Here is a 15988-nt window from a genome sequence, read left to right as displayed (position 1 = left end):
TGCAATCAATGGATTGTTCTTATCGCGAGCGAATGGGTAACCTAGCTCCTGTCGATTCACCCACTCCCCTTCACCAAGAGGAAAAATGATGTCCCTCATCAATACCCAGATCCAGCCGTTCGAAGCCAACGCCTACCACAACGGCGAGTTCATCAAGGTTTCCGACGCCAGCCTGAAGGGCCAGTGGTCCGTCCTGATCTTCATGCCGGCCGCCTTCACCTTCAACTGCCCGACCGAGATCGAAGACGCCGCTGACCATTACGCCGAGTTCAAGAAGGCCGGCGCCGAGGTTTACATCGTCACCACCGATACCCACTTCTCGCACAAGGTGTGGCACGAGACCTCGCCGGCCGTCGGCAAGGCCCAGTTCCCGCTGGTCGGCGACCCGACCCACCAGCTGACCCGCGCCTTCGGCGTGCACATTGAAGAAGAAGGCCTGGCCCTGCGCGGCACCTTCATCATCAACCCGGAAGGCGTGATCAAGACCCTGGAGATCCACTCCAACGAGATCGCCCGTGACGTGTCCGAGACCCTGCGCAAGCTCAAGGCTGCCCAGTTCACCGCCGCCAACCCGAACCAGGTCTGCCCGGCCAAGTGGAAGGAAGGCGAGAAGACCCTGACCCCGTCGCTGGACCTGGTCGGCAAGATCTAAGCCCTACCGGCCTGCCGTGTCCCCACGCCACGGCGCGCCCTTCATCCCCGTGCCGGTCCCCCCGCCGGCGTGGGGGTGAACCCAAGACAGCCAACGCTCGCCCGCCTTGGCCAGCCAGCCCCTTCCACGGTCGCTGTCTTGGGTTCACCCCTACCCCCAGCTGGTCCGCTACCTTCTACAGCGGTGCCACGCCCCCTGTTTGCCTGAAGCCAGGAGATGACCCGATGTTGGACACCAACCTGCAGTCGCAGCTGAAGACCTATCTGGAACGCGTGACCCGCCCGATCCAGATCACCGCGCACGCCGACGATGGCGCCAAGTCGCAGGAAATGCTGGACCTGCTGCAGACCCTGGAGAGCCTGTCGGACAAGATCTCGCTGCAGGTGCTGCGCGATGGGCAGGGCCGCGTGCCGTCCTTCGACCTGGGCACCCCGGGCCAGGACATCCACCTGACCTTCGCCGGCCTGCCGATGGGCCACGAGTTCACCTCGCTGGTGCTGGCGCTGCTCCAGGTGGGCGGTCATCCGTCCAAGGCCACCGCCGAGCTGATCGAGCAGGTGCAGAACCTGGAAGGCGACTACCGGTTCGAAACCTACTTCTCGCTGTCCTGCCAGAACTGCCCGGACGTGGTCCAGGCGCTGAACCTGGCCGCAGTGCTCAACCCGCGCATCCAGCACGTGGCCATCGATGGTGCGCTGTTCCAGGACGAAGTCGAGAAGCGCGAGATCATGTCGGTGCCGACCGTGTACCTCAACGGTGAAGTGTTCGACCAGGGCCGCATGACCCTGGAGCAGATCGTGGCCAAGCTGGACACCAATGCCGGCAAGCGCGATGCCGAGAAGATTGCCGCCAAGGACGCGTTCGACGTGCTGGTGGTGGGCGGTGGCCCGGCCGGTGCGGCAGCGGCGATCTACGCCGCGCGCAAGGGCATCCGCACCGGCATCGCCGCCGAGCGCTTTGGTGGACAGGTGCTGGACACCATGGCCATCGAGAACTTCATTTCGGTGAAGGAGACCGAGGGCCCGAAGCTGGCCACGGCGCTGGAACAGCACGTGCGCGAGTACGACGTGGACATCATGAACCTGCAGCGTGCCAGCGCGCTGGTGCCGGCCGGCGAAGACGGCCTGGTGCAGGTGCAGCTGGAGAACGGTGCGGTGCTCAAGTCCCGTTCGGTGATCCTGTCCACCGGCGCACGCTGGCGGCAGATGAACGTGCCGGGCGAAGACCAGTACCGCAACAAGGGCGTGGCCTACTGCCCGCACTGCGATGGCCCACTGTTCAAGGGCAAGCGCGTGGCGGTGATCGGCGGCGGCAATTCCGGCGTGGAAGCGGCCATCGATCTGGCCGGCATCGTGTCGCATGTAACCCTTCTGGAGTTCGATTCCAGCCTGCGTGCCGACGAAGTGCTGCAGAAGAAGCTGCGCAGCCTGGCCAACGTGACGGTGCTGACCAGCGCACAGACCACCGAAGTGCTGGGCGACGGCAGCAAGGTCACCGGCCTGGTGTACAAGGACCGCATCGGCGGCGATGCCCACCGCGTCGAGCTGGAAGGCATCTTCGTGCAGATCGGCCTGCTGCCCAACACCGAGTGGCTGAAGGATGTGGTGGCGCTTTCGCCGCGTGGCGAGATCGTCATCGATGACCGCGGCCAGACCAACCTGCCGGGTGTGTTCGCTGCTGGCGATTGCACGACGGTGCCCTACAAGCAGATCATCATCGCCATGGGCGCCGGTTCCACCGCCGCACTGAGCGCGTTCGACCACCTGATCCGCTCGTCGGTGAGCAACAGCAGCGGTGCCGTTGCTGAAGCGGCCTGATCCACCGTTCCCAGATCACCGGGAACATTGTCTGCCTGTCGGGTAACCACGCCGTCAGCCGGTCCGTTACCCCTGGGGTGTAAGGATGAACCTACGTGATCTGAAGTACCTGGTAGCCCTGGCCGACCACAAGCATTTCGGCCGGGCTGCCGCCGCCTGCTTCGTCAGCCAGCCCACGCTGTCGACGCAGATCCGCAAGCTGGAAGAAGAGCTGGGCCTGCCGCTGGTGGAACGCGCACCGCGCAAGGTGATGCTGACCCCGGCCGGTCAGGAAGCGGCGGCACGGGCGCGGGTGATCGTGTCCGAAGTGGAACAGCTGAAGGAAGCCGCGCGACGCAGCCGCGATCCGGAAGCCGGCACGGTGCGCCTGGGCATCTTCCCGACCCTCGGCCCGTACCTGCTGCCGCATGTGATCCCGCGCATCCGCGAGCGCTTCCCGGAGCTGGAACTGCTGCTGGTCGAGGAAAAGAGCGACGTGCTGCTGGACCGCCTGCGCGAAGGCAAGCTGGATGCTGCGTTGCTGGCGCTGCCGGTGGTGGACGACCAGCTGCATGCCGAGTTCCTGTTCGAGGAGCCGTTCCTGCTGGCCGTCTCCGGGCGCCACCCGTTGGCCCGTCGCGAACATCTGGACGTGCAGGAACTGGCGACGCAGAAGCTGCTGCTGCTGGAAGACGGGCATTGCCTGCGCGACCAGGCGCTGGAAGTGTGCCGCCTGTTCGGCGCCAATGAGAAGTCCGAATTCCGCGCCACCAGCCTGGAAACCCTGCGGCAGATGGTCGCCGCCGACGTCGGCATCACCCTGCTGCCAAGTCTGTCGGTGCAGCCGCCGGTGCCGCGCTCGAACAACATCCGCCTGCTCGATTTCACCGGCGAGGGCCGTCCCAGCCGCCGCATCGCCATGATCTGGCGTCGCAGCTCGGCCATGAACGACTTCCTGATGGAGCTGGCCGACCAGTTCAAGCGCCTGCCGCAGGCGCTGTTCACGCTGGAGGCGCTCGATGCCGGCAGCGATGCACCGGCCCTGCCCGGCCCCGCGCTGAACGGCTGAGCCCCCGCAGTACCGGCCTGGAATCGGCAGGAGTCGATTCCGGCCGCATTTGTCCCCACAATACAGACAGGCGGCGCCAGCAGGTGCCGCCTTTTGCATGGCTTTCAACCAAGGAGCTTCACCATGAGTACCGCCAGCGGCCTGCCGCCGTCGATCACCGTTTCTACTTTCGACATGGACCGCCTGGACGCCATGCTCGAATCCCCCGCGCTGAGCCAGACGCCTGCCGCGCTCGCGCTTGCTGAAGAACTCAACCGGGCCACCGTGATGGCACCGGACCAGATTCCCGAAGGCATCGTCATGATGCATTCGCGCGTGGAATGCGAAGATGAAGTGTCGGGCGAAAAGCACGTCCTGACCCTGGTCTTCCCCCGCGAAGCCAACGTCGATGAAGGCAAGGTCTCCGTGCTGGCCCCGGTCGGCAGTGCCCTGCTCGGCCTTTCGATCGGCCAGAGCATCGACTGGAACGCGCCCGGTGGCCGGAAGCTGCGCCTGCGCGTGACCGCGGTCCATAACGACCGCCCCTGATTACCGCTGCGCACCGCGCGCGATTCGATTCCCTTGCACCAGGAGCCGCAATGAGTACCCCGTCCAAACTGTCCCAGCTGCGTGAACTGTCCGTGGTCGTCGCCGATACCGGTGACTACGAGGCGATCAAGCGCCTGCAGCCGGTGGACTGCACCACCAACCCGACCCTGGTGAAGAAGGCGCTGGACCTGCCGGTCTACGCCGAGCTGATCGAACGCGAACTGGCCTGGGGCCGCCAGCAGGGTGGCGACCGCGAAGCCGTGGTGCACGCGGTGGCCGACCGCCTGACCATCGGCGTCGGCGCGCTGCTGAGCACGCTGGTGCCGGGCCGGGTATCCACCGAGGTGGATGCCGACCTGGCTCACGACACCGCGGCCACCGTGGCCAAGGCCCGCCAGTTCATCCAGATGTACGCCGACGCCGGCGTGCCGCGCGAGAAGATCCTGATCAAGATCGCCGCGACCTGGGAAGGCGTGGAAGCCGCGCGCGTCCTGCAGGCCGAAGGCATCGACTGCAACCTGACGCTGATCTTCAACCCGACCCAGGCGCTGGCCTGCAGCGAAGCCGGCGCGTTCCTGATCTCGCCGTTCGTCGGCCGCATCCTCGACTGGTACGTGGCCAACGGCCAGACCCCGGCCACCATCGACGAAGACCCGGGCGTGAAGTTCGTGCGCGGCGTGTACGCCGAATTCAAGCGTCGCGGTTCGCCGACGGTGGTGATGGGCGCCTCGTTCCGTTCGACCGCGCAGATCGAAGCACTGGCCGGCTGCGACCGCCTGACGATCTCGCCGGACCTGCTGGAGAAGCTGGACGCCGACCACGGCGAGCTGCCGCGCAAGCTGGTAGCCGGTGCAGCCGATGGCACGGCGGTGACGCCGATCGATGCGGCGAAGTTCGCGGCGGATCTGGCGGCCGATCCGATGGCCACCGAGAAGCTGGCGACCGGCATCGAGGCGTTTGCCAAGGATCTGGAAGCACTGCGCGAGCGGATCCGCGCGGCACTGTGAGGATTCCGGCCAACGGCTGAGCCCCTCGTGGCGGGGGGCTTGGTCGCGAAGAGCGGGTCATGTGGTTGGCAGGGTGGGTAGGCCGTGCAGGGGACGCTGCAAGTACGTCCCTGTAAGCTCGGTCGCCGCATCCATGCGGCTCACGCCCCTGCACGGCCTACCCACCCTGCCTTCGACAGTTTCCTGCGGCCGCCCGCCACGGAAGAAAGAAAGAAGAGCAACAGCGGGTCGCGCGCTTCGCTTGCTCGGAGCCGAGCATGGCTCGGCTCTACAAGGGCAATGCAGAACCAAACAAAAAGGACGCGGCGAACGCCGCGTCCTTTTTGTTTTCCATCAGTTCGTCAGTAACCCAATGCTCTTTCTTACCGTCACCGGGAAACTGTCGGGGGTGGGGCGGTGTGGGTTGGCAGGACCGTTGGCGCCACGGGCCCGAGGCATGCCTCGGGCGGGTTGGGCAGGACGCCCAACCCCGGTCTTGCCGTGTGCGCAGGACAGCGCACACGAGCAAGGCGCCATCGAGCCCCCAGGGACGGGTTCACGGCGTGTCCTGCCAACCCACACCGCCCCACCCAACAAGCAGCAACCCAGAGCCGCTTTGGCTTTGGCTTTGGCTTTCAGCCGTTGACGTTGCCCGCCGCAGGCGGACCACCGCGCGTCAGCGCGGCGCCTCCACATCCAATCCGATCGGGCAGCTCACGCCGGTGCCGCCGATGCCGCAATAGCCGTTCGGATTCTTCGCCAGGTACTGCTGGTGGTAGTCCTCGGCGTAGTAGTACGCCGGTGCCGGGTACACGATCTCGGTGGTGATCGGGCCGTAGCCGGCCGCATCCAGCTGCGCCTGGTAGGCCTCGCGACTGGCCAGCGCGGCCTTGTACTGGCCCTCGTCGGTGGCATGGATCGCCGAACGGTACTGGGTGCCGGTGTCGTTTCCCTGGCGCATGCCCTGCGTCGGGTCATGGCTTTCCCAGAACAGCTGCAGCAGCCGTTCCAGGCTCACCACCGCCGGGTCGAACACCACCTGCACCACTTCGGTGTGGCCGGTCAGGCCCGAGCAGACCTCTTCATAGGTCGGGTTCGGGGTGATGCCGCCGGCATAGCCCACCGAGGTGCTGTACACGCCCGGTTCGGTCCAGAACTTGCGCTCGGCGCCCCAGAAACAGCCCAGCGCGAAGCGGATCTGCTGCAGGCCGGCGAAGCGGTCCTTCAGCGGATGGCTGTTCACGAAGTGCTGGTTGCTGTGCAGCGGCAACGGCTGCTCGCGTCCCGGCAGCGCCTCTTCCGGGCGCGGCAGGCGCTGCTTGAAGGCCCCGATGCCGAGGATGCCCTGGCCAATTCCCAACATGATGCGCTCCTACGCCGGAAGGCCGGCTATGTCGTCTGCATCTGAAATGGGGGCGTCCGGCGCGTGGCCCAAGTCCAGCGCGGCCACGATGTCCTCGGCCTGCGGGCGTGCCGCATCGGGTATACCGACCCGCAGCACACCAAACAGCGGCAGCTCGCCCATGCCGCCCAGCAATGACTCGCCAAATACAAAAGCGGGAATGCCGGCGTCTTCCAGCGCGTGCTTGACCAGGTGGGCGTCGAACAGGTTGTCGGCCTTGTACACGATGTGCATGCGGCGGCTCCTCGGGGCAAGGGTCCAGCATACGCCCGGGGGCTGAATGGTGCCGGGGGCGGGATCCGAGAGTTGCCGGCCAGCGGCCGGCACTACCAGAAGGTGGGCCGGCATTGCAGGCAAGGGTAGTGCCGGCCGCTGGCCGGCATCCCCACACCCCACCGGGCAACCCCGCCCGGTACGCGCTAGACTGTTGGTCTTTCTGCCCTTTTTCGCCCCAGACTCATGTCCGAGCACACCCCCGCCCGCCCCGAGACCCCCGCCGACAGCCACGAAAAGCGCGATTTCATCCGCCAGATCGTGCGCGAGGACCTGGCCAGCGGAAAGCACCAGGCGATCAAGACCCGCTTCCCGCCGGAACCGAACGGCTACCTGCACATCGGCCATGCCAAGTCGATCTGCCTGAACTTCGGCATCGCCGGCGAATTCAGCGGCGTCTGCAACCTGCGCTTCGACGACACCAACCCGGCCAAGGAAGATCCGGAGTACGTGGCCGCGATCCAGGACGACGTGCGCTGGCTGGGCTTCGAGTGGAACGAGCTGCGCCATGCTTCGGACTACTTCCAGGCCTATTACCTGGCCGCCGAGAAGCTGATCGAACAGGGCAAGGCCTATGTCTGCGACCTGTCGGCCGAGGAAGTGCGCGCCTACCGCGGCACTCTCACCGAGCCGGGCCGCCCGTCGCCGTGGCGCGACCGCAGCGTCGAGGAGAACCTCGACCTGTTCCGCCGCATGCGCGCCGGTGAATTCCCGGATGGCGCACGCACCCTGCGCGCGAAGATCGACATGGCCAGCGGCAACATCAACCTGCGCGATCCGGCGCTGTACCGCATCAAGCACGTCGAGCACCAGAACACCGGCAGCGCGTGGCCGATCTACCCGATGTACGACTTCGCCCACGCGCTGGGTGATTCGATCGAGGGCATCACCCACTCGCTGTGCACGCTGGAGTTCGAAGACCACCGCCCGCTGTACGACTGGTGCGTGGACAACGTCGATTTCGCCCATGACGATGCGCTGACCCAGCCGCTGGTCGATGCCGGCCTGCCGCGCGAAGCTGCCAAGCCGCGCCAGATCGAGTTCTCGCGCCTGAACATCAACTACACGGTGATGAGCAAGCGCAAGCTGATGGCGCTGGTCACCGAACAGCTGGTGGACGGCTGGGACGACCCGCGCATGCCGACCTTGCAGGGCCTGCGCCGCCGTGGTTATACCCCGTCTGCGATGCGCCTGTTTGCCGAGCGCGTGGGCATCAGCAAGCAGAATTCGCTGATCGACTTCAGCGTGCTGGAAGGCGCGTTGCGCGAAGACCTGGACAGCGCAGCACCGCGCCGCATGGCGGTGGTCGATCCGGTCAAGCTGGTGCTGACCAACCTGCCGGAAGGCCACGAAGAGCTGCTGACCTTCAGCAACCACCCGAAGGACGAGAGCTTCGGCAGCCGCGAAGTGCCGTTCGCCCGCGAAGTGTGGATCGACCGCGAGGACTTCGCCGAAGTGCCGCCGAAGGGCTGGAAGCGCCTGGTGCCGGGTGGCGAAGTGCGCCTGCGCGGCGCCGGCATCATCCGCTGCGACGAAGTGATCAAGGATGCCGATGGCACCATCACCGAGCTGCGCGGCTGGCTGGATCCGGAATCGCGTCCGGGCATGGAAGGCGCCAACCGCAAGGTCAAGGGTACCATCCACTGGGTCAGCGCCGTGCATGGCGTGCCGGCCGAGATCCGCCTGTACGACCGCCTGTTCTCGGTGCCGAACCCGGATGATGACTCGGAAGGCAAGACCTACCGCGATTACCTCAATCCGGAATCGCGCCGCACCGTCACCGGCTATGTCGAGCCGGCCGCGGCCAGCGCCGCACCGGAGCAGTCGTTCCAGTTCGAACGTACCGGCTACTTCGTCGCCGACCGCCGCGACCACACCGAAGCCAAGCCGGTGTTCAACCGCAGCGTGACCCTGCGCGATACCTGGTCGGCCTGAGGACCTGCGCGGGCGCCAGCATGGCGCCCGCACGCCATCGACAATGATCACCGCCCTCTCCGTCCTGTTCTGGTTCATCTCGCAGCATCCGCTGCTGACGTTCTTTGCAGCGATGGTGCTGGCCGGACTGGTCTCGTGGTGGCGGCGCTTTCCGGGCTACGCCATCGTGGTGTTCCCGCTGGCGATGCTCAACATGTTCCTCGGCCACTTCCTCAACGCCACCTTCCTCAACGTGGTGGGCGAGCGTGGTGAAGCGGTGATCGTCAAGGCCGAGCGAACCAGTTCCACGCTCAACGAACAGTACATCTGGCGCTACGAAGGGGTGCTGCATACCGCCGAGGGCCGCGACGTGGACGTGGTGTTCTACACCAACACCGCTTCGCTGTGGCCGCTGGAAAACGCCATCCGCATCCCGGCGCGCGACCAGCCGTTCGTGGTCAAGTACACGCCGGGCTTCCCACGCAACTTCGTCATCCTCACCAACGAATCCCCGCATGGCATCGCCCAGGCCCGTGCCAGTGCGCGCGAGCGCGTGGAGGTAGCGGCGCGCAAGCTGCACTTCAGCCCGGGCAATGCCGAGTTCCGCGCGGACTATCGCCGCGAGCTGGAAACCTGGCTGCGCGACCACGGCAACGATCCGCAGCAGCAGCCCGACGCGCAGCGATATCGCGCCGAGCTCGACGCGCTCGACCATTAGATTTTCCAGGCCCTGCCTGGATGTTCCACCCCATCCACCGACAGGCCTGACATGACCACGACCTCCGCTGCCCTCCTCCCGCTGCTGCAGCAGGTCCTTCAGGACGCCGGCACCGCCAGCCGCGTCGACGGCAACGCGCTGCTGCTGGACAGCGGCCTGCGCCTGACCCCGCATGCAATGGCCGCACACGCGCGCGACAACGGTGGTTGGCAGACCTCCACCGTCATTGAAAGCCAGCATCCGCAGTTGTTCGCCGATGGCCTGTTCGAGTACCAGCACGCAAATGGTGCCGATGAGCAGGCATCGCTGTTGTCCGGCTTCCAGGCCTGGGCCCGGGTGGACCTGGTGACCCTGCAGACCGCGATCGGCGCCCAAGACGCGCAGGGCCTGCCGATGATGGGCCTGACCTATCCGGCCGGCGCTGACGGCCAGGAACTCGAACGCACCGTAGTGCTCGGTCCACTGGCGCATTACCGCGAGCATGAGATGGACACCGGCCCCCGCAGCGAAGACGATCATGGCTCCTGCCCCTGCTGCCTGTTCACGCGCAGCATCGATGCATTCGATGCGCTGCTGAAGACGCGTTCTTTCCTGGCCATCCGCCTGTTCGCCTCGCGCGATGCCGATGGCCTGTGCGAGGCCGATTGCCGGGTCAACGGCCACGACTTCGCCGCCGCCCTGCCCCTGCTGCGCGCCTACGCGGCCAGCTGGCCGCAGGCAGGGCTGGAATTCCGCAAGCAGTACGTGGTGGTCCGCACCGGCTCGCCAGGCTGACCCACGCCCACACCCGATACAGGCCGGTGCGGCTACACTGCGCGCCGGTTCCCCAAGCAACCGCACTTTTTTCCATCCCACACGAGGCACCCCCGCGATGCTGTACGCGCAAGTCCACCTGACCCTTCCCGCCTGGATCCACGACCAGATCGACCTGGATCGTCGATATCCGGGCGACGAGGCCAAGGTCGCGCTGGCGATCGAGCTGTCGCGGCTGAACGTCGAGCACGCCAGTGGCGGCCCGTTCGGTGCGGTGGTGTTCGGCCCGGACGACAAGGTCATCGCCGCTGGCGTGAACCGGGTGATGCCGCACGCGACTTCGCTGGCGCACGCCGAGAACATGGCCTACATGCTGGCCCAGCAGCGCCTGCAGACCCCGCGCCTGAACGCGGTGCTGTCGCCGGTCACCCTGGCCACCAGTTCGCAGCCATGCTGCCAGTGCTATGGCGCTACCGTGTGGGCCGGCATCGACCGCCTGCTGATCGGTGCCAGTGCGGCCGACGTCGAGGAACTGACCCCGTTCGATGAAGGCCCGCTGCCGGCCGACTGGGTCGGCGAGCTCAACAAGCGTGGCATCGAAGTGGTGCAGGGCTTGGACCGCGACGCCGCGCGCAGCGTGCTGCGAACCTATGGGGAAAGCGATGGCGCCCGTTACTGAGACCGGCATCGGCCTGCTGTGCCTGTGCCGGCAGGGCTTTGAACCCGAGCTGGCCGGCGAGCTGCAGTTCCGCGCCGGTGAAGCCGGTTTCGCTGGCTATGCGCGCACCCAGCGCAATGACGGCTATGTGCTTTTCATGTGCGACGACGCTGCAGCACTGGCGCCACGCCTGCGCTGGCGAGAACTGATCTTCGCGCGGCAGAAGCTGGTCGTGCTGGCCGAGCTGCCGCAGCTGGACCCGAGCGATCGCATCACCCCGATGCTGGAGGTGCTGGCCGATGCGCCGCGCTTCGGCGACCTGTGGGTGGAGCACCCCGATTCGGACGCTGGCAAGCCACTGTCCGGGCTGGCCCGTGCCTTCGGCAATGCACTGCGCCCGGCGCTGCGCAAGGCCGGCAAGCTCACTGATAAGCCAAACAACCGCCTGCCGCGCCTGCACGTGGTGTTCGTCGACGGCACCCATGCCTTCGTCTGCGTGGCCGACCCGGCCGACAGCGCGCCGTGGGCACTGGGCATCCCGCGCCTGAAGCTGCTGCCCGAGGCGCCTTCGCGTTCGGCACTGAAGCTGGACGAAGCACTGCTGACCCTGCTGACGCCGGAAGAACGCGAAGCACTGGCCAAGCCCGGCATGCGTGCGGCCGACCTGGGCGCCGCCCCCGGCGGCTGGACCTGGGTACTGACCCGCCAGCACATGCACGTGCTGAGCGTCGACAACGGCCCGCTGCGCCAGCACGTGCTGGACACCGGTCTGGTCGAGCACCTGCGCGCCGATGGTTTCCACTGGCACCCCGAACAGCCGCTGGACTGGATGGTCTGCGACATGGTCGAGCAGCCGCGCCGCGTGGCCGAACGCATGGCCACCTGGTTCCGCGAAGGCTGGTGCAGGCACGCCATCTTCAATCTGAAGCTGCCGATGAAAAAGCGCTGGGACGAAACCCGCCTGTGCCTGGACCTGTTCCAGGACCAGGCCGGCAAGCCGCTGGTGGTACGCGCCAAGCAGCTCTATCACGACCGTGAGGAGATCACGGTATTGGCCTCGCCGCTGCGCTGAGGAACATGCCCGCCGGGCATGGGCCCGGCGCTACCGAGGAAGGGAACCATGCGATACCACTCGCTCGCCATGTTGATCACCCTGCTGGCCGCCGCACCAGCGGTGGCCCAGCAATTGCCGCACACCCCTGCGCAGAGCCAGCCGCTGGGCCCCACCGGCGGCGCGATCCGCCAGCAACCGCTGGATGCGGGCCGGGTCAGCGGCAGCGTCGAGATTCCGCAGCAGGCCGGCGAGGCACAGGTGACCGTGCGCTCGCTGGAACCAAGCAGCGTGGTCGGCCAGTACCGCATCCACTTCGCTGCGCTGGATGTGAACGGCGATGGTTTCATCAGCCGCGAGGAAGCGCAGGCGAATCCGGCGCTGGCCGATGAGTTCAATGCGTTGGACGTGAAGCGTCGCGGCAAGCTGGATCGTGCAGACCTGGCCGGCTGGCTGGTGGATTGAATCCACCCGCGATCTTCATCCACACATGGCGTGGATCTACTGACGTGGGGCACCCACCAGAGCGGTTTGCATTCTGCTACACCCCGGCGGCGCGCTTCCAGAATGCCTGCACCAGCGGCGGCCATTTGCCGACACAGCCCAGCGCACGACCGCGGGCCAGGGTCAGGTGCATTTCGTCGTTGGAGAACAGGCGGTTGATCGCATCGAAGCTGTAGGCGGCGATGTGGTTGTCGCTCCGCCGTTCGCGTGCCCAGCGCTGCAGGCGCTGCGGCGACAGCCGCGGTTGGCCGCGGCGCTCTGCCGAGGGTGCCAGCCACTGCTGCAGGGCGGCGACATCACGCAGCCCCAGGTTCACGCCCTGCCCGGCCAGCGGATGCACCACATGCGCCGCGTCACCCAACGCCAGTACACGACCGGCCACGTAGTGACGGGCCAGCTGGCGGCGCAGCGGGAATGCCGCTCGCGGGGAGGCCAACCGCAGCTCACCCAGGCGTGCCGCGAAGGCGCGGGTCAGTTCGCGGTTGAAGCTGTCCTCGTCCAGCGCCAGAACACGCGCCGCCTCGTCCTCGGGCAGGGTCCAGACGATCGAGCTGCGGCGCTCGGCCACCGGCAGCAACGCCAGCGGCCCGCTTGGCAGGAAACGCTGCCAGGCCGTGGCCTGGTTGGAAAGATCGCTGTCCACGTAGGCCACCACGCCACGCTGGTGGTAGTCATGCTTTTCAACCTCGATCCCGGCCAGCTGGCGCAGGGTCGATTCGGCACCGTCGGCGGCCACCGCCAACGCCGCTTCCAGGCGGCGACCGTCATCCAGGCGCAGGCGCACGCCATCCTCGTCCTGCTCCAGTGCTTCCACCCGTGCCGGGCAGTGCAGCTGCACGCCCGCCGCCGGCAGCGCCGCCCACAGGCGGTCCTGCAGCAGGCCGTTCTCGACGATGTAGCCCAGTTCGCGACGGCCGAAGCGATCGGCATCGAACAGCAGATCTTCGCCACCGGCCGCATCCCACACCTGCATACGCCGGTAGGGCCAGGCACGGGCCTGGGCGATCGCCGGCCACACGCCGAGGCGGTTCAACAGCTGCACGTTGTCGGCGGCAAAGGCGAACACGCGCAGGTCCGGTTGCGCAACCTGCCACGGCGCGGGCTCACGACCTTCCACCAACGCCACCGACAGGCCGGCATCGGCCAGCGCCAGCGCGCACGCGGCACCGACCACGCCACCGCCGACGATGGCCACATCCAGGCGCGCGCGCCGGCTCATGCGGTTTCTCCACGGCACAGCCGCGGTACTTCGCCACGGAAGCCCATCGCACCACCGACCAGCATCGACTGCACCGAGGCGCGTTGTGCGGCCACCAGACCGAGGCTGCGCAGCGGCCGCATCAGTGGCGCCGGGTTGCTGGTCAGCCGTGCCAGGCCGCCGGAGAACGCCACCGTCTGCCGGCGGTCTTCCTCGCGGCGTGCAACATAGGCCTGCAGCAATGCATCACTGCCGGCATCCTCATGCGCATTCTCCAGCAGTTCGGCCAGGGTCAGCGCATCGCGCAGGCCCAGGTTGAAGCCCTGCGCACCCAGCGGATGGATGGTCTGCGCGGCATTGCCCAGCAGCACCGTGCGTTCACCGGCCAATGCGCGCGCCAGCACCTGGATGAGCGGATAAGCGCTGCGTGGACCGGATTCGAGCAGGCGGCCGGCACGCCAGCCGATCGCGTCCTGCAGGCGCTGCAGCCAGGCCGCATCGTCCAGCGCCATCACCGCATCGGCCTGATCGCGGGCCACGCCATGCACGGTGCCGAAGTGGCGGTCACCGCGCGGCAGCAGGGCGGTCGGGCCGATATCGGTGAAGCGCTCCCAGGCCGTGCCATCCGGCGCACGCTGGCTGCGCACGCGGGCGACGAACAGGGTCTGCTGGAAATCATGGCGGTCGACCTCGATGCCCAGCGCGCCACGCACGCCGCTGGTGGTGCCATCGGCCCCCACCACCAGACGTGCCAGCAGCACGCGTTCACCCGCCTCGTCAGCCACCCGCACCTGGCGGTAGCCGTCCACCACCTCGCCCAGTCCCAGGAACCGCATCGGCCGATAACGGCGCAGGCGCGGCAGCTCCTGAAGCCGCGCTTCCAGCGCCTGGCCGAAATCGCGCGCGACCACCACCTGGCCGAACCACGGCCGGTCGTAATCGGCCGCTTCGAGCTGCACACGGCCGAAATCGCCGGCACGACTGACATGGATGCGCCGGATCGGGCCCGGTGCCATCGCCAGCTTCTGCATCACCCCCAGCGCGGTCAGCGCATTGACGGTGGCAGCGGCGAAACTGAGATTGCGCTGGTCGAACACCGCAGGCAGCTCGCCGGCCGGGCTGGCCTCGAGCAGGCCCACGTCGCGGCCCAGCCGGTCCAGGGCGATGGCCAGGCTGGCACCCACCAGGCCACCACCGACAATCAGCACGTCATGTCGTTCACTCATGTGTTCATGATACGCGCTCGCCCCGACTGTACGCCGAACAAGCGGCGCCTGCGCCAACCGGCGCGGCGGGCTAGAATGAAACCTGAATCCGCTCCGGGCCCGCTGCCATGTCCGCCACCGCCAACCGCGCCTTCGTCCTGTCCGTCCTCGTGCTGTTGCTGGCGGCGACCCGGGTCAACCACTTCGCGGCCATTCCGGATGCCTCCTGGGCGGTGTTCTTCATCGGTGGCTTCTATCTGGCCACGTGGACACGCTGGGCGTTTCCGCTGCTGATGGTGTTCGCCGTGCTGGTGGACTGGATCGTGATCCGCAGCAGCGGCCTGGATTTCTGGCAGCACTACTGCGTGTCGCCGGGTTACTGGCTGCTGCTGCCGGCGTACTTCTCGCTGTGGGCCGGCGGCATGCTGCTGGGCCGCAACTACCAGGGCGCGCGCTGGCCGGTGCTGGCCAAGGGTGCGCTGCTGCTGGTCGCGTCGGTGGCGATCTGCCACCTGCTGGCGCAGGGCGGCTTCTACTGGACCAGCCGTAACGTGGCCGAGCCGACGCTGGCCGGCTGGGCACAGAACTACGCGCAGTGGTTCGGGCCCTACCTGCGCACTACGGCGATCTATGTGGCGCTGGCCGCTGCCCTGCAGCTGGCCGTGGAGCAGGTGTTGAAGCTCCAGCAGGCCCGCCGCGACATCCGCCACTGAGCCGCGCGCCATGGGTCATCGCCTCTCGCGCATTTACACCCGCACCGGCGACGACGGCAGTACCGGCCTTGGCGACGGCCAACGCGTGGCCAAGGATGACGCCCGCGTGGCGTCCTTCGGTACCGTCGACGAGGCCAACGCCGCGCTCGGCCTGCTGCTGGCCGCGCCCCTGCCCGAGGGTGTACGCGCGCTGGTGGTGCATCTGCAGCACCAGCTGTTCGATCTGGGCGCCGAGCTGTGCATTCCCGGCCACGCCGCGATCCATGCCGCCGACGTCTCGGCCCTGGAGCAGCAGCTGGACCATTACAACGCCAACCTCCCGATGCTGAAGGAATTCATCCTGCCGGCCGGCGGCGAAGCTGCCGCGCGCTGCCATCTGGCCCGCGCCATCGTCCGCCGCGCCGAGCGCGAGACGGTCACCCTGGCCCGCCACGAGGCCGTCCGCAGCGAGGCGCTGCAATACCTCAACCGGCTGTCGGACCTGCTGTTCGTGCTGGCCCGGGTGCTGGCCCGCGCCGACGGCCATGGCGAAGCGCTGTGGCAGCCACAGCAGCGCCAGCGCTGAGTC

General features: G+C 67.4%; 17 protein-coding genes. 13 read left to right on the top strand and 4 right to left on the bottom strand.

Translation table 11 applies throughout. From position 1 onward, the window contains the following. Positions 1-88 precede the first annotated feature (88 nt). The 5 genes from ahpC to ROV95_RS06650 all read left to right on the top strand — a co-directional run bounded on the left by ahpC (position 89) and on the right by ROV95_RS06650 (position 5052). Positions 89-652 (top strand): alkyl hydroperoxide reductase subunit C, encoded by a 564-nt coding sequence (ahpC, locus tag ROV95_RS06670; protein ID WP_005415368.1) that lies wholly within the window; start codon positions 89-91, stop codon positions 650-652. Between the two features lie 224 nt (positions 653-876). Continuing rightward, positions 877-2469, top strand: a complete 1593-nt coding sequence (gene ahpF, locus ROV95_RS06665; RefSeq protein ID WP_308305588.1) for an alkyl hydroperoxide reductase subunit F — start codon at positions 877-879, stop codon at positions 2467-2469. A gap of 85 nt (positions 2470-2554) precedes the next feature. Beyond that, positions 2555-3517, top strand: coding sequence for a LysR substrate-binding domain-containing protein (locus ROV95_RS06660; protein WP_312543615.1), 963 nt, complete (start codon positions 2555-2557; stop codon positions 3515-3517). Positions 3518-3640: 123 nt separating this feature from the next. Beyond that, positions 3641-4045: a nucleoside diphosphate kinase regulator gene (gene rnk, locus ROV95_RS06655; RefSeq protein WP_019661134.1), complete on the top strand. Its 405-nt coding sequence runs from the start codon at positions 3641-3643 to the stop codon at positions 4043-4045. Between the two features lie 50 nt (positions 4046-4095). Next, a complete protein-coding gene (locus ROV95_RS06650; protein ID WP_312543613.1) occupies positions 4096-5052 on the top strand; it encodes a transaldolase in 957 nt (318 codons plus the stop codon). A gap of 655 nt (positions 5053-5707) precedes the next feature. Here ROV95_RS06650 and msrA read toward each other — a convergent pair. After that, positions 5708-6373: a peptide-methionine (S)-S-oxide reductase MsrA gene (gene msrA, locus ROV95_RS06645; protein ID WP_031270096.1), complete on the bottom strand. Its 666-nt coding sequence runs from the start codon at positions 6371-6373 to the stop codon at positions 5708-5710. 30 nt (positions 6374-6403) lie between these two features. Then, positions 6404-6667, bottom strand: a complete 264-nt coding sequence (locus tag ROV95_RS06640; protein ID WP_010481810.1) for a DUF2007 domain-containing protein — start codon at positions 6665-6667, stop codon at positions 6404-6406. 225 nt (positions 6668-6892) lie between these two features. On the opposite strand from ROV95_RS06640, the gene ROV95_RS06635 reads away from it, so the two are divergent. From ROV95_RS06635 to ROV95_RS06610, 6 genes are all read left to right on the top strand, one after another. After that, entirely contained in the window at positions 6893-8641 is a 1749-nt protein-coding gene (locus ROV95_RS06635; protein ID WP_312543610.1) for a glutamine--tRNA ligase/YqeY domain fusion protein, read from the top strand. Positions 8642-8684: 43 nt separating this feature from the next. After that, the gene (locus tag ROV95_RS06630; protein WP_312543607.1) at positions 8685-9338 is read left to right on the top strand and encodes a hypothetical protein; all 654 of its coding nucleotides are present in this window, start codon (positions 8685-8687) and stop codon (positions 9336-9338) included. Between the two features lie 51 nt (positions 9339-9389). After that, a complete protein-coding gene (locus ROV95_RS06625; protein WP_021203194.1) occupies positions 9390-10112 on the top strand; it encodes a DUF6348 family protein in 723 nt (240 codons plus the stop codon). Between the two features lie 97 nt (positions 10113-10209). Further along, entirely contained in the window at positions 10210-10770 is a 561-nt protein-coding gene (locus ROV95_RS06620; RefSeq protein WP_019661129.1) for a nucleoside deaminase, read from the top strand. Further along, positions 10754-11821: a 23S rRNA (cytidine(2498)-2'-O)-methyltransferase RlmM gene (gene rlmM / locus ROV95_RS06615; RefSeq protein WP_312543604.1), complete on the top strand. Its 1068-nt coding sequence runs from the start codon at positions 10754-10756 to the stop codon at positions 11819-11821. The genes ROV95_RS06620 and rlmM overlap by 17 nt, the downstream gene beginning before the upstream one ends. A 48-nt stretch (positions 11822-11869) precedes the next feature. Then, positions 11870-12265 carry an EF-hand domain-containing protein gene (locus tag ROV95_RS06610; RefSeq protein ID WP_312543602.1) on the top strand — a complete coding sequence of 132 codons (396 nt, stop codon included), beginning with the start codon at positions 11870-11872 and terminating at the stop codon, positions 12263-12265. Between the two features lie 76 nt (positions 12266-12341). Here ROV95_RS06610 and ROV95_RS06605 read toward each other — a convergent pair whose 3' ends face one another. Beyond that, on the bottom strand, positions 12342-13523 hold the full coding sequence (locus ROV95_RS06605) for a UbiH/UbiF family hydroxylase (RefSeq protein ID WP_312543600.1): 1182 nt from the start codon (positions 13521-13523) through the stop codon (positions 12342-12344). Beyond that, positions 13520-14728 (bottom strand): 2-octaprenyl-6-methoxyphenyl hydroxylase, encoded by a 1209-nt coding sequence (gene ubiH / locus ROV95_RS06600; RefSeq protein ID WP_312543597.1) that lies wholly within the window; start codon positions 14726-14728, stop codon positions 13520-13522. The genes ROV95_RS06605 and ubiH overlap by 4 nt, the downstream gene beginning before the upstream one ends. A 107-nt stretch (positions 14729-14835) precedes the next feature. On the opposite strand from ubiH, the gene ROV95_RS06595 reads away from it, so the two are divergent. Then, a complete protein-coding gene (locus ROV95_RS06595; RefSeq protein WP_019661124.1) occupies positions 14836-15420 on the top strand; it encodes a hypothetical protein in 585 nt (194 codons plus the stop codon). A gap of 10 nt (positions 15421-15430) precedes the next feature. Then, positions 15431-15985 (top strand): cob(I)yrinic acid a,c-diamide adenosyltransferase, encoded by a 555-nt coding sequence (locus ROV95_RS06590; protein WP_312543596.1) that lies wholly within the window; start codon positions 15431-15433, stop codon positions 15983-15985. The last annotated feature ends 3 nt before the right edge of the window (positions 15986-15988 follow it).

The organism is Stenotrophomonas maltophilia group sp. msm1, assembly GCF_032025805.1.
Taxonomy (GTDB): Bacteria; Pseudomonadota; Gammaproteobacteria; order Xanthomonadales; family Xanthomonadaceae; genus Stenotrophomonas; species Stenotrophomonas hibiscicola.
The sequence above is the reverse complement of the archived record's forward strand: the minus strand, read 5'-3'. Positions and strand labels throughout refer to the sequence as shown.

What these genes read in the sequence shown, in the direction of transcription:
- ahpC (WP_005415368.1), top strand. Translation starts at nt 89, where the DNA reads ATGTCCCTCATCAATACCCAGATCCAGCCGTTCGAAGCCAACGCCTAC.
- ahpF (WP_308305588.1), top strand. Translation starts at nt 877, where the DNA reads ATGTTGGACACCAACCTGCAGTCGCAGCTGAAGACCTATCTGGAACGC.
- ROV95_RS06660 (WP_312543615.1), top strand. Translation starts at nt 2,555, where the DNA reads ATGAACCTACGTGATCTGAAGTACCTGGTAGCCCTGGCCGACCACAAG.
- rnk (WP_019661134.1), top strand. Translation starts at nt 3,641, where the DNA reads ATGAGTACCGCCAGCGGCCTGCCGCCGTCGATCACCGTTTCTACTTTC.
- ROV95_RS06650 (WP_312543613.1), top strand. Translation starts at nt 4,096, where the DNA reads ATGAGTACCCCGTCCAAACTGTCCCAGCTGCGTGAACTGTCCGTGGTC.
- ROV95_RS06640 (WP_010481810.1), bottom strand. Translation starts at nt 6,667, where the DNA reads ATGCACATCGTGTACAAGGCCGACAACCTGTTCGACGCCCACCTGGTC.
- ROV95_RS06635 (WP_312543610.1), top strand. Translation starts at nt 6,893, where the DNA reads ATGTCCGAGCACACCCCCGCCCGCCCCGAGACCCCCGCCGACAGCCAC.
- ROV95_RS06630 (WP_312543607.1), top strand. Translation starts at nt 8,685, where the DNA reads ATGATCACCGCCCTCTCCGTCCTGTTCTGGTTCATCTCGCAGCATCCG.
- ROV95_RS06625 (WP_021203194.1), top strand. Translation starts at nt 9,390, where the DNA reads ATGACCACGACCTCCGCTGCCCTCCTCCCGCTGCTGCAGCAGGTCCTT.
- ROV95_RS06620 (WP_019661129.1), top strand. Translation starts at nt 10,210, where the DNA reads ATGCTGTACGCGCAAGTCCACCTGACCCTTCCCGCCTGGATCCACGAC.
- rlmM (WP_312543604.1), top strand. Translation starts at nt 10,754, where the DNA reads ATGGCGCCCGTTACTGAGACCGGCATCGGCCTGCTGTGCCTGTGCCGG.
- ROV95_RS06610 (WP_312543602.1), top strand. Translation starts at nt 11,870, where the DNA reads ATGCGATACCACTCGCTCGCCATGTTGATCACCCTGCTGGCCGCCGCA.
- ROV95_RS06605 (WP_312543600.1), bottom strand. Translation starts at nt 13,523, where the DNA reads ATGAGCCGGCGCGCGCGCCTGGATGTGGCCATCGTCGGCGGTGGCGTG.
- ubiH (WP_312543597.1), bottom strand. Translation starts at nt 14,728, where the DNA reads ATGAGTGAACGACATGACGTGCTGATTGTCGGTGGTGGCCTGGTGGGT.
- ROV95_RS06595 (WP_019661124.1), top strand. Translation starts at nt 14,836, where the DNA reads ATGTCCGCCACCGCCAACCGCGCCTTCGTCCTGTCCGTCCTCGTGCTG.
- ROV95_RS06590 (WP_312543596.1), top strand. Translation starts at nt 15,431, where the DNA reads ATGGGTCATCGCCTCTCGCGCATTTACACCCGCACCGGCGACGACGGC.